This is a genomic window from Ruegeria sp. AF1 (genome assembly GCF_056542125.1).
Window position 1 is genome coordinate 484,502 of the sequence record NZ_JBQFZG010000001.1, and the last position, 13,018, is coordinate 497,519.

Here is a 13,018-nt window from a genome sequence, read left to right on the forward strand (position 1 = left end):
CAAGGTCCATTCAAGATACCACGAAAAACTTCTAATACTTATATAACAATATGTTACTTGAGTATTACCGCGGAAAATCCCCGTAAAGGCGCTGCTTGCTTGCACCTTATGTGCCGGGTCTGATAAGATACACCCACAAGATATAGACCCAGAACAAGACACGGGCAGTTTACGTGAGCGATACGCCAGAAATTCCTGAAAACATGGATGAAACCCCGCCCGAGCGCCCAGTCTACGACGGCCCGACGGTTTCCATCGAATCCGAAATGCGCACATCCTATCTGGACTATGCCATGTCGGTCATCGTTAGCCGCGCGATCCCTGATTTGCGCGACGGGCTGAAACCGGTGCACCGCCGCATTCTGTATGCGATGCACGAAACGGGGAACACGCACGACAAGTCGTACCGCAAATCGGCCCGTCCGGTGGGCGACGTGATGGGTAAGTACCACCCGCATGGTGACAGCGCGATCTATGACGCACTGGTGCGGATGGCGCAGGATTTCTCGATGTCGCTGCCGCTGCTGGACGGTCAGGGCAACTTTGGCTCGATGGACGGCGATAACCCGGCGGCTATGCGCTACACCGAAGTGCGGATGGACAAGCCCGCCGCTTCCCTGTTGGCTGATATCGAAAAAGAAACGGTTGATTTTCAGGACAACTATGACGGCAAGGACCGGGAACCGACGGTTCTGCCGGCCCGTTTCCCGAACATGCTGGTCAATGGCGCCGGTGGTATCGCCGTGGGGATGGCGACGAACATTCCGCCGCACAACCTTGGTGAAGTGGTCGATGCGACTCTGGCGCTGATCGACGATCCCGACCTTACATCAGAACAGCTGATCGAATACATCCCCGGTCCCGACTTTCCGACCGGTGGCCTGATGCTGGGGCGTTCCGGTGCGCGCAAGGCCTATCTGGAGGGCCGTGGCAGCGTCATCATCCGCGCCAAGACCCGAGTAGAAGAAATCCGCAAGGACCGCTATGCCATCGTTGTCGACGAGATTCCCTATCAGGTGAACAAGGCCGCGATGATTGAAAAGATCGCCGAGGCAGTTCGCGAGAAGCGGATCGAAGGCGTGGCCCATGTACAAGACGAATCCGACCGCAACGGTGTGCGCGTTGTGGTCGAGCTCAAACGTGACGCGACGCCCGAGGTGGTGCTGAACCAGCTCTATCGCTTTTCGCCGATGCAGACCTCCTTTGGCTGCAATATGCTGGCGCTGAATGGTGGCCGCCCCGAGCAGTTGACCCTGCGCCGGTTCCTGACCTCGTTCATCGACTTCCGTGAAGATGTCGTTGCCCGCCGCACCGCCTACGACCTGCGCAAGGCGCGCGAACGCAGCCACATCCTGTGTGGTCTGGCTGTGGCAGTGTCCAACGTCGATGAAGTGGTCGCAACGATCCGGTCGTCTGCGGACGCGGCGCAAGCGCGTGAAAAGCTGATGACCCGCCGCTGGCCTGCCTCCGAAATCGAAAGTTATCTGCGCCTGATCGACGATCCTCTGTCCAAGATGAATGACGATGGCACCTATAACCTGACCGAGGTGCAGGCCCGCGCCATTCTGGAGTTGCGCTTGCAGCGCCTGACCCAATTGGGCGTCAAAGAAGTCACGGACGAACTGGAAGAACTGGCAGCCAAGATCAAGGAATACCTTGATATTCTGTCCTCACGCGAACGGATCATGAGCATCATCGCTGATGAGCTGCGCAGCGTGCGTGAACAGTTCGCGGTCGACCGCCGCACTGAGATCGTCGACTGGTCGGGCGACATGGAAGACGAAGACCTGATCGAGCGTGAAGACATGGTCGTGACCATCACTTCGGGCGGCTATATCAAACGAACGCCGCTGGCAGATTTCCGCGCCCAGAAACGCGGTGGCAAGGGCCTTTCGGGGATGCAGACCAAGGAAGAGGATGTTGTTACCAACCTCTTCGTTGCAAACACCCACACTCAGCTGCTGTTCTTCACAACAGATGGGATGGTCTACAAGCTCAAGACCTGGCGCTTGCCCCAATCCGGGCGTACCGGCAAAGGTAAGGCCATCGTCAACATTCTTCCGATCCCAACCGGTGTTTCCATCGCCGCAATCATGCCCGTGGATGTACCCGACGAAGAATGGGAAAACCTCCAGATCGTCTTTGCCACCAGCGCAGGTGACGTGCGTCGTAACCGCTTGTCAGACTTCACCAATGTCCGGCGCAACGGCAAGATTGCGATGAAACTGCCCGACGGCGTCGAACTGGTGAATGCACGCATCTGTTCAGAAGACGAAGACGTGATGCTGGTCACCAATTCCGGCCGCGCGATCCGTTTCCGGACCACCGACGTGCGAGTCTTTAACTCACGCGAATCCACAGGTGTCCGGGGGATCAGGCTGACCAACGGTGACCGTGTCGTGTCGATGTCCGTGATCCGTCATTTCGAGGCGACCCCCGAAGATCGTGTGGCCTATCTCAAGATGCGGCGTGCAGTTGCAGGGCTTACCGAAGAAGACGCTGGTGACGAGGAGGAAGCCGCAGCAAGCAGCGATTTTAGCCAGGAAAAATATGCCGAGATGTCGGCGGCTGAAAACCTGATCCTGACCATCACCGCCGGTGGTGCTGGCAAGTTGAGTTCAAGCCACGACTACCCGGTGCGCGGACGTGGCGGCATGGGCGTAGCCGCGATGGACAAAGCGATGCGCGGTGGGGATTTGGTTGCATCCTTCCCGGTCGAGATCGACGATCAGATCATGCTGGCCACATCGAAAGGCCAATCTATCCGGGTGCCGGTCGATGGAATCTCGTTCCGCTCACGTTCCGCAGGTGGCGTGAAGGTATTCAATACCGGCAAGGGCGAAGAAGTCGTCAGCGTCGCGTGGATCGCCGATCAGGGCGACGAGGAAGAATGACAGTAACCCCGGGCACCGGTTCGACGATTCCCGGGGTTCAGTTCATGTCAGGTAGGCATTGAAAAAAGCGATGGTCCGGCTCCATGCCAGATTTGCCGCGGCTTCGTCATACCTGGGCGTCGTATCGTTGTGAAAACCGTGATTGACGTCCGGATAGAAGTGCACGCTGAATTTCTTTTGATTGGCTTTCAACGCCTCTGAATATGCAGGCCATCCAGCGTTGATACGCTCGTCCAGACCGGCATAGTGAATCATAAGAGGTGCTTCGATGGACGGAACATCTTCGGCTGGTGGTTGCCGACCGTAGAATGGCACCGAGGCCGCAAGGTCCGGATAGGCCACGGCCAAGGCGTTGCAAACACCTCCGCCATAGCAGAATCCGACAGCGCCAACCTTGCCTGTCGAAAGTTCGTGATCACGTAAGAACTCAAAAGCCGCAAAAAAATCCGCCATCAGTTTTTCCCGGTCCATCGAGCGCTGCATCTCGCGCCCTTCTTCATCAGTACCGGGATAGCCGCCAAGGGGGGACAACCCATCAGGTCCAAAAGCCAGGAAACCGGCCTTGGCCGCGCGGCGCACAACGTCCTCGATATAAGGGTTTAGACCCCGGTTCTCGTGCACGACCAGTACCGCAGGCAGTTTACCTTCGGCATTTGCCGGCATCGCCATCAGGCCGCTGGTTTCGCTATGCCCATCCGGGCTGTCATATGCGACCACCATGGTTTGGATCGCGGGATCGTCCGGGGCCACCTGTTGCGCCCAGGCGTAATTAGGTTGCAACTGGTCCAGAATCATTGCGCCTGTCACTCCAGCAGCCGTGTATTTACCGGCTTTTGAGATGAACTCACGCTTGGACATCGTGCCGTGCACATATCCGTCGAATATCTCGAGGATACGCGGATCAAAATCACTGGCTTTCTTGCGGGCTTTTCCGGTCATCGTTGCCTCCCAGGCGATGGTATCGGTGCACCGATTCTAACGCTTGGGAGGCAATTCGGAAACTCACAAATCGTAGAGCGCGCCGAACTTGGCCTCAAGATAGCTTAGCAATGGGTCCGGTCCGGGTTCAACACCGCTGGCACGGGCAATCACCTCGCGCGGTGCATAAAGGCCGCCATGCTGCTGCACATGCTCACGCAACCAGCCGGTCGCGCCGGACGTGTCGCCTCGGGCCAGTTGCGCGTCAAGATCGGGTTCAGAGACGCGCAAGGCCTGATAGAGGCACCCAGCATAGACATTGCCCAGCGAGTAGGTCGGGAAGTAACCGAACAGCCCAACCGACCAGTGCACATCCTGCAAACAACCGTTCGAGGGCTTGTCGACCGCATAACCGAAATCTGCCTTGAACCGATCATTCCAGGCGGCCTCCAGATCGCCGACCTGCAAGTCTCCGGCCATCAGCGCGCGTTCCAGATCAAACCGCAGCATGATGTGCAGATTGTATTGGACCTCATCCGCCTCGGTGCGGATATAGCCGTTATGGACGCGGTTGACCGTCGCATAAAACGCGTCCGGATCGGCAATGCCGAAATCGCCGAACGCCTCTTTCATTTGTTCGAACAACCATCCGGTAAAGGCCCGCGACCGACCCAACTGGTTTTCGTAGATCCGGCTTTGGCTTTCATGCACGCCCATCGACACGCCAGACCCGAGCGGTGTCAGGAGGTATTTCTCGTCGATCCCCTGTTCATAGGCGGCGTGGCCCACCTCGTGAATGGTGGAATAGAAACAGTTGAACGGGTCTGTTTCGCTGGTTCGCGTGGTGATGCGGACGTCAAGACCGCTGCCGGAACTGAATGGGTGAACCGCCTTGTCCACGCGGCCATTGTTCAGGTCATAGCCAAAGGCGACCGCCAGTTTTTGTGTCAGACGCATCTGGGTCTGCTCATCAAAACTGCGGTTCAGGGCAGCGGGCTCGGGCCGCTCCAGCACGGCGGCACGCAGGGCTACCAGTCGTGGGCGCATCTGGTCGAAGATTTCCGCGATCTGGGCGCTGGTCGTGTAAGGTTCGTAATCTCCGGCCATGGCGTCGTATACGTCGCCCCCTTGCGCCAGCGCCTCGCCTTCCTGTCGTTTCAGCGACACGACCTCTTCCAGAACCGGAAGAAAGGCCGAGACATCTTCGTCTGCGCGCGCCTGCGCCCACTTTCCCTGTGCAGCGGACGTCACACGGGCAATCGCCGTCGCCAGATCGGCAGGCACCTTCACCGCGCGATCATATGCGCGCCGGATTTCACGCATCTGCGCCTTGCCGACCTCATCCTGAGGTGCGGCCTGATCCAGCCATTCGGCAACACGAGGATCGGAACGGCGCGCGTGCAGGACAGATTCGATAGCTGCCATTTCTTCGGCACGCTGAGGCGCTGCGCCGCGCGGCATGACGGTTTCCTGATCCCAGCCAAGCCGACCGGCGATCTGGCCCAAAGCCGAAGTTTCCCGCTGAAAGGTCATCAGTTCATTGAAAGCGGTCATAGTTTTAAACTCCGCGCACAGATGTTGCGATTGGATAAGCCGTGAGGAACCGCGCGCGCAGGATCAGCGTCCAGACGATAACGGCCATAAACTGGTGGAAGATAGCGATCTGCCATGGCGCGCCATAAACCACGGTCACGATGCCGACGACGACCTGTAACGTAAGCGCGGCGAAAGCAGCGTTAAAGGCAAAACGTGTCTGCGGATGCGCGCTGCCGCCACCACGTCGCCAGACGACGACGGCAAAGATGAACAGCAGATACCCCGCACAGCGATGGATGAACTGTACCAGACCGGGGCTTTCAAAGAAATTTCGCCACATCGGTTCCAACATAGTCGCATCCGGGGGCAGCACGTGCCCCCCCATCAGCGGCCAGTCGGTGTAAGACCGCCCGGCGTCGATCCCGGCGACAAGCGCGCCAATGAGTATTTGTAAAAAGGCGAAATGCATCAGCCCTGTGGACAATGAAAACAGCCTGACCTCTTTGGCCCGGCGCGCCTGCATCAGATCACGTTCTTCCCGGCCGAGTTCAAAGATGTACCAGGCTAGGGCTCCCAGGATCACAAAGGCCAGCCCCAAGTGTATTGCCAGACGGTAACTTGCAACAGCCGTCATGCCTTCACCCTGGGTGACGCCCGAGGCCACCATCCACCAACCAACAGCGCCCTGCAGACCGCCAAGAAGACCCGGAACGATCAACTTTCCCGTCCACCCTGTCGGGATCTTGCGGGAGAGAAGAAAGGTCAGAAATCCAACGGCCCAGACCAGACCGATCATGCGACCCAACTGACGATGGCCCCATTCCCACCAATAGATGGATTTGAAGTCACCCAACTCCATCCACTGGTTCTGGATGCGCCATTGGTCAATCTGCTTGTACTTGTCGAACTCTGCATGCCAGTCCGCCTCGGTCATCGGCGGCAAAGCTCCGGTGATCGGGCGCCATTCGGTGATCGAGAGGCCGCTGTCAGTCAGGCGCGTCAGGCCGCCAACCGCGATCATCACAACGACCAGAGCAAACAGGATCATCAGCCAGATGCGGATCGCGTTGCGCGCGCCGCCGCGCCCCCGGTCGATCATACCGGGTTGAACCGCCTGTTGTTTTTCGGTGTCCGTGACCTCTTCGAAGATGCTGCGCTTACCGCTCATGCTGTCCTCATGTCCTGATTTCGCCACAAGCTAGGGCTTGGGTGAAGATAGGTCCAGCCTCAGCCTTTATCCTTCCAGCGGACCATCTGCCGCATGATCCCGTGCAACATCTGCACATCGGCCCGTGTCATCCGCATCCGCGACCACAGGTTGCGCAGGTTAACCTTCATCCCTTCGGCCTTTTCGGGAGGGTAGAAGAACCCCGCCTCCTCCAGCCTGTCCTCGTAGTGCTCGACAAGTTTTTCGACTTCGATCCCCGTGGCCCAGTCGCCTTTGCCCAGGTCGGTCGACTCATGCACTACATCCCCGGTCTGGCGCATCCACTCATAGGCGGTCAGCAATACGCATTGACCAAGGTTCAGCGAGGCATATTCCGGGTTCACCGGCACCGAGATGATCGCGTTGGCCTTGGCGATGTCTTCATTCTCTAGCCCCGCGCGTTCAGGGCCGAACAGAACTGTAACCTTCTCGCCCGCAGCGATCTTTTCGGCGGCAATCCTCATTGCGTGTTCGGGGCTGTAGACAGGTTTGGTCAAGCCCCGCTGACGAGCTGTTGTGGCGAAGACAAACGTGCTGTCGGCCAGCGATCCGGCCAGATCATCAAACAACTGCGCCTCATCCAGCAAGCGCCCTGCACCGCTGGACATTGCCACCGCTTTGGGGTTCGGCCAGCCGTCACGGGGGGCTACAATACGCATCCGGTCCAGCCCAAAGTTCCACATCGCCCGCGCAGCAGCGCCGATGTTTTCACCCATCTGCGGGCGCACAAGAACGAAGGAAGGCTGGGGTTTGTCGCTGGGCATGGCTCACCTTAAGAAAACTTGGCCTGCTGTAATTGGCAGGCTCTTGCAGGGCAAGGCGCAAGGGCGTTATTTGCAGGCTCTTGACCATAAAAGTTTGCTTCCCAGCCGCAATCCGCTAAACCGCGCCAAAGACTGAAAGCCGAAGGACGCGCCCATGGACACCCCCGAGCAGCCGCAGATTTACCTGATCACGCCTCCGACTATCGAGTTGAGCACGTTCACGAACAAGCTGGCGACTGTGCTGGACGGGGTCGAGATTGCCTGTGTCCGCCTCGCGTTGGCCGGAAGTGACGAAGATACCATCGCTCGCGCGGCCGACGCTTGCCGTGAAATCGCCCACGCGCGCGACGTGGCCATCGTAATCTCGAACCATGTATTGCTGGCGCAGCGTCTGGGGCTGGACGGGGTGCATTTGGATGATGCTGCACGCTCGGTCCGCACCGCGCGCAAGGAACTGGGCGCTGATGCAATCGTCGGAAGCTTTTGCGGCGCGTCGAGCCATGATGGTATGACTGCTGGCGAAAACGGAGCGGATTATGTGGCCTTCGGTCCTGTCGGATCGGCCAAACTGAGGGACGGAACCCGCGCCGAAAAGGACCTGTTCCAATGGTGGTCCGAGATGATTGAGGTTCCGGTTGTGGCCGAAGGTGGGCTGACACCCGAACTGATCCGCGACCTGGCCCCCTGCACTGATTTCTTTGGCATTGGCGATGAGATCTGGGGCAGTGACGATCCGCTGGCGGCGCTGAAAACGCTGCTGGCGGCGTTGCCTTAACCCAGCACCCAAGGCTCGACAATCCAAAAGACCCCGGCACCTGCAATCAACATCGAGGCCAGAACCGATATCCGGCCTCGGGTTCGGTGCGAGCCGCCAGAAAACAAAAGCGACAGAGCAAGCCCAGCAAGGGCCACAACAACAAGCGGCAGAATACTCCCGGCGCCAAAGCCCAGGATGGCCGGGGGCAAATGATCTGGTGGCACCCCGATCCCGATCAGGTTCGAGGCAATTACCAGACCTTGAAAACCGCCAATGGCGAGAACCGCCAACAAACGCCAGACCTGCAATCGCCGGGCAACCAGGTTCCACAGCGCCAGAACGATGGTCGAAGCAACCAGAACAGGGGCCTCGCTCACTTTTCCTGCATCCAATACGCCATACAATCCCAGCCCAAGCCCGATCAGGGCGCCCGCTGAAAGGAAAACCAGTTGAGATACCACCGGGCGCAATTTCAAAGACAGAAACACTAGCGCCAAAACAAGAATGGATGGCTTAATTGGGTTTCGGAGAAACTGATCGACCCCTTTTGTGAAATATGTCTGCAATGTTTGTTGCGTTGTCAGAGACGCCCCGCCTTGCAAGGGGATCAGCGGGCTGGCTTCACCGGCAGCCAAATACCCGGTGTATGGCGCCGCGACATTTTGCTGTCGCAGAACGATTGGTCCGCTTTCTGACGGCCAGGTCAGACGCAGGTTTGACGCCTGATCGGGCAAAGGAGCAGTCAGCAACAGTTTGGAAACCCGCACTTTCTCCGTATCTCCCACAACAGGGATACGCACGCCTTCATAAGACAAACTCAATCGCTCTGGTGCCTCCACGACAAGATTTTGTTTCCAGAGATGAACGAACTCTTTGATCTGGGGTTCCAGCTCAGACGAAACCATTCGCCGCAAGGATTTGTAGTTTGGATCGTTGGAAAACGCAGCGGGCTGCGCGGGATTGTTCCCGGTCAACATGGCCTCGGCATTCCATTTCAACTCAAGAAACAGAGTGTTGGACTTGATCCAGAAATCAACAACGGTCGGCGGGGCGGATTGCGCCCTGCCCGATCCGGGATATAAAGTTGCAAGAACAAAAAAACTCAGGGCACAGGTTTTGAGGGTTCGAAAGATGGCGCGGAAAGCAGGGCCATTCATACGAAAAGCTCCAACAGGAAAATCAAATCACCAATCATTGCTTTCGATTGTTCCCGCGAAGGCCGCAGATCGCAAGCCCAAAGGGTATATGGGACCTGTGGATCGTAAATCTCTGATTGCGGTAACGTTCTGACTTGCATGGGCATCACCGCTGCGGCATGACGTCCTTTATGACTCAGAACAGTAATATCCTGTGTATCGGCTCGGTCCTGTGGGACGTGATCGGACGATCAGCCAGTGCCATGCGGCATGGCTCGGACGTGCCCGGCCGGATTACTCGCCTGCCGGGTGGTGTTGCGATGAACATAGCCATGACGCTGGTGCGTTTTGGTATGACGCCCACCCTGCTGACTGCCATCGGTCGTGACCCCGAGGGCGACGAACTGATTCATGCCTGCTCCCGCCTCGGCATGATCACGGATCACATCTATCGCTCGCAGGACCTGCCAACCGACCGGTATATGGCCGTCGAAGGTGCCAACGGGTTGATCGCGGCCATTGCCGACGCGCATTCGCTGGAAGCCGCTGGCGCAAAGATCCTGCGTCCGCTGATGCACGGCCCGATTGGTTATGAAAACATGCCCTTTGAGGGCGCCATTGCACTTGACGGAAACCTGACCCTGAACCTGCTGGAAGAAATCGCCCAAAGCCCTGCTTTCGCCCGTGCCGATCTGCGTGTTGCCCCGGCCTCGCCCGGTAAGGCCGAGCGCCTATTGCCCTTCCTGAAACACGCCCGCGCCACGCTTTATGTGAACCTCGAAGAGGCAGGAATATTGTGCCAGCGCGAATTCACCGATTCTGAATCTGCCGCAAAAGGCCTTCTGGATCGTGGCGCGCTACGCGTGCTGGTCACCGATGGCGGCAGCTCGGCCACGGTCGGTAGTTCAGACGAAATTCTGACCCAAACACCCCCCTCCGTTCTGGTCACCCGTGTGACCGGTGCCGGGGATACCTTCATGGCGGCTCATATCGCCTCAGAATCCGGCGGCGCATCAAGTGACGAGGCTCTAACCCGCGCTCTGCATGCCGCAGCAACCTACGTTTCCGGAGAAACCCCACTGTGATCGACATCCAATATTCTGCCGAGGTCCGCGCCGCCAAGGAAGCGGGCCGTCCCATCGTTGCGCTGGAAAGCACCATCATCACCCACGGCATGCCCTACCCGCAAAACGTCGAAGTTGCGGCTCAGGTCGAACAGGACATCCGCGATGCGGGGGCGGTTCCGGCAACCATGGCGGTGATTGAAGGCAAATTGCATGTGGGGCTCGAGCCGGACCAGTTGCAATGGCTGGGTCAGACGCAAGGCGTTGCCAAAATCTCGCGCGCGGATATGGCGGCCTGCATCTCGACCGGCGGCACCGGAGCCACAACCGTCGCCGCCACTATGATCGCCGCGCATTACGCCGGGATCGAGGTGTTTGCTACAGGCGGCATCGGTGGCGTGCATCAGGGCGCCGAAACCACGTTCGACATCTCGGCTGATCTGCACGAACTTGGCCATACACCGGTCACCGTCGTCGCAGCCGGAGCCAAGGCTATCCTTGATCTGGCCAAAACCCTTGAGGTTCTGGAAACGCTGGGGGTTCCAGTCATCGCCCATGGTCAGGATGCGTTTCCTGCCTTCTGGTCTGCAAAGTCACCCTATGCTGCCCCCCTGCGCATGGACACTCCAGAAGCTATCGCCAAGGCCCATGCAACCCGTCGCGCATTGGGCCTGCCTGGCGGGCAGCTGGTGGCCAACCCGATCCCGATCGCGGATCAGATCCCTGCCGAAATACTGGCCCCCATCATCGCCGAGGCACAGGCTGATGCTGATGCGCATCGGATTACCGGAAAAGATGTGACGCCCTATCTGCTGCAACGTATCTTTGAAAAGACCGAATGCCGTTCGCTGACTGCCAACATTGCCCTTGTGCGCAACAATGCGCGCCTCGCGGCGGCGATTGCACGGGCACTGGTAGAACAGGGATAACGCAAGCCTATTGTGCCAAGGCTACCGATTGACTACCTAAATCCCGATAACCACTCGGATCCAAGATGAATACACCGTTCGACGAAGAACCGCTTCATCGCCGCCCCGGCATGCTGGCACGGCTGCGCGCGTCGTTCCTGACGGGGCTGGTTGTCATTGCGCCGGTCTGGCTGACGGTCTGGCTGATCTGGTCGGTAGTCGGTTGGATCGACAGTGCGGTCCTGCCACTGGTTCCTCATCAATTCCAACCGGAACGTTACGTCGGTATCAACCTGCGCGGCGTGGGCGTCGTGATCTTCCTGATCTTTACCGTTATCGTAGGGTGGATCGCAAAAGGAATTCTGGGCCGGTCCCTGATCCTGTTCGCTGAAAGCGTGGTAGATCGGATGCCGGTCGTCCGCTCGATCTATTCCGGGATCAAACAGATCTCGGAAACCGTATTTGCCCAAACCGAACGCTCTTTTGAAAAGGCATGCCTGATCCAGTATCCCCGCCGCGGGATCTGGGCCATTGGATTCGTCTCGACAACCGCCAAAGGCGAAATCAGCAAACGCGCGGAAACTGGAGGAGAGCTGCTCAGCGTTTTTGTCCCGACTACACCCAACCCGACCTCGGGCTTTTTGCTGTTTTTCCCGATGGAAGACGTAATTATGCTGGACATGACAATAGAGGATGCCGCGAAACTGGTGATTTCGGCCGGGCTCGTTTATCCCAACGAAAAAGACCCCACGCAACCGCCCGAGTGATTAACCGAACATAGCTGGCAGATCGACAGTACTGGTCTGACCCAGATCACTCTTATGCTTGGCCAGAAAACGATCCGCCGCTACCCGCCCCGCCTGTTTCAGCTTGTGCAAAATAACCGGGTTGGGCACGGTTTTAGTGGCAACAGACAGGCTGCTCATCAACTCGTTATCGGCAATCATATGCACCAGAACGCGGCTCATGTCCCCGGCCTTCAGCTTGCCCTCTTTCAGAAGCCGTTGAACAAAGCTGATTGCCCGCAATTCGCGAAACAGGGATGAATTGAAGCTGATCTCGTTTATCCGGTTCTGGATCTGCTGCGGTGTGACCGGCACCGCGTCGCGCTCCAACGGGTTGATATTCACGATCACCACATCATCCGGCAGATCATTGTTGAACAGCGGATAGAGCGCCGGATTACCAGTATAACCGCCATCCCAATAGGCCTCGATCCGGTCTGTCTTTGGATCAAATATCTCGACAGCCTTGAACAGGGTCGGCAGGCAGGCCGAAGCCAAAATGGCATCTGTCGAGACTTCCTCCCCGGTAAACACGCGGATCTTGCCGCTTCTCACACAGGTGGCGCACACAAACAGGCGGGGTCCCGCATCGGCGCAAACTTCCGCAAAATTGAACCTGTCCACCACCGGCTCCAGCGGATTGCTGTAGAATGGACCATAAGCATAAGGCGACACCATCCGCGACCAGGCATCACCGAAGGAAAACGGCACCGAATATTCCATCGCCTGCGCGATTACAGCCGGTTCCAACCTGCGAAACCAATTGGCGATACGCATGTCACCAATCGCGCCCATACGCCTCCAAAGCCCATCCAGTTGCGCGCGCGCACCCTCACGTCCTGAATGAACCATCCCCGATTTGAACGCCGCACCGTTCAACGCACCGGCGGATGTTCCAGTGATCGCAGCAACCTCGATGTCTTCCTCATCCAGCAGCCGGTCAAGCACACCCCAGGTGAATGCCCCATGCGCACCGCCGCCCTGCAAAGCCAGATTGATCCGTATCACCGCCCTCACCCTTCATCTTTTCAGAAATACTCCGGGGGTTT

11 protein-coding genes are annotated in these 13,018 nt (G+C 58.2%); 5 read left to right on the top strand and 6 right to left on the bottom strand.

From position 1 onward, the window contains the following. Nucleotides 1-203: 203 nt before the first annotated feature. Entirely contained in the window at nt 204-2,894 is a 2,691-nt protein-coding gene (gyrA, locus tag ACR0BK_RS02370; protein ID WP_480553885.1) for a DNA gyrase subunit A, read from the top strand. A 42-nt stretch (nt 2,895-2,936) separates the two neighbouring features. On the opposite strand, the gene yghX is transcribed toward gyrA, so the two are convergent. From yghX to ACR0BK_RS02390, 4 genes are all read right to left on the bottom strand, one after another. Beyond that, a complete protein-coding gene (yghX, locus tag ACR0BK_RS02375) occupies nt 2,937-3,833 on the bottom strand; it encodes a YghX family hydrolase (RefSeq protein ID WP_480517197.1) in 897 nt (298 codons plus the stop codon). 63 nt (nt 3,834-3,896) lie between these two features. Next, nucleotides 3,897-5,366, bottom strand: coding sequence for a carboxypeptidase M32 (locus ACR0BK_RS02380; protein ID WP_480517199.1), 1,470 nt, complete (start codon nt 5,364-5,366; stop codon nt 3,897-3,899). Between the two features lie 4 nt (nt 5,367-5,370). Beyond that, nucleotides 5,371-6,516 carry a heme A synthase gene (ctaA, locus tag ACR0BK_RS02385; protein WP_480517201.1) on the bottom strand — a complete coding sequence of 382 codons (1,146 nt, stop codon included), beginning with the start codon at nt 6,514-6,516 and terminating at the stop codon, nt 5,371-5,373. 59 nt (nt 6,517-6,575) lie between these two features. Then, the gene (locus ACR0BK_RS02390; protein WP_480473016.1) at nt 6,576-7,319 is read right to left on the bottom strand and encodes an RNA methyltransferase; all 744 of its coding nucleotides are present in this window, start codon (nt 7,317-7,319) and stop codon (nt 6,576-6,578) included. A gap of 154 nt (nt 7,320-7,473) precedes the next feature. Here ACR0BK_RS02390 and ACR0BK_RS02395 point away from each other — a divergent pair, with 154 nt between their 5' ends. Beyond that, nucleotides 7,474-8,094: a thiamine phosphate synthase gene (locus tag ACR0BK_RS02395; protein ID WP_480553641.1), complete on the top strand. Its 621-nt coding sequence runs from the start codon at nt 7,474-7,476 to the stop codon at nt 8,092-8,094. On the opposite strand, the gene ACR0BK_RS02400 is transcribed toward ACR0BK_RS02395, so the two are convergent. Continuing rightward, nucleotides 8,091-9,233: a hypothetical protein gene (locus tag ACR0BK_RS02400; RefSeq protein WP_480553643.1), complete on the bottom strand. Its 1,143-nt coding sequence runs from the start codon at nt 9,231-9,233 to the stop codon at nt 8,091-8,093. The genes ACR0BK_RS02395 and ACR0BK_RS02400 overlap by 4 nt on opposite strands. Nucleotides 9,234-9,403: 170 nt before the next feature. Here ACR0BK_RS02400 and ACR0BK_RS02405 point away from each other — a divergent pair, with 170 nt between their 5' ends. From ACR0BK_RS02405 to ACR0BK_RS02415, 3 genes are all read left to right on the top strand, one after another. Further along, entirely contained in the window at nt 9,404-10,297 is an 894-nt protein-coding gene (locus ACR0BK_RS02405; protein WP_480553645.1) for a PfkB family carbohydrate kinase, read from the top strand. Continuing rightward, complete coding sequence (locus ACR0BK_RS02410) at nt 10,294-11,205, top strand: pseudouridine-5'-phosphate glycosidase (protein WP_480553647.1); 912 nt, start codon at nt 10,294-10,296, stop codon at nt 11,203-11,205. Before ACR0BK_RS02405 ends, ACR0BK_RS02410 begins: the two co-directional genes overlap by 4 nt. 65 nt (nt 11,206-11,270) lie before the next feature. Beyond that, a complete protein-coding gene (locus ACR0BK_RS02415; protein ID WP_480553649.1) occupies nt 11,271-11,951 on the top strand; it encodes a DUF502 domain-containing protein in 681 nt (226 codons plus the stop codon). Here the strand turns inward: ACR0BK_RS02415 and ACR0BK_RS02420 are convergent, their stop codons facing one another. Continuing rightward, complete coding sequence (locus tag ACR0BK_RS02420) at nt 11,952-12,977, bottom strand: patatin-like phospholipase family protein (protein WP_480553651.1); 1,026 nt, start codon at nt 12,975-12,977, stop codon at nt 11,952-11,954. It abuts the gene before it with no gap. Nucleotides 12,978-13,018 lie beyond the last annotated feature (41 nt).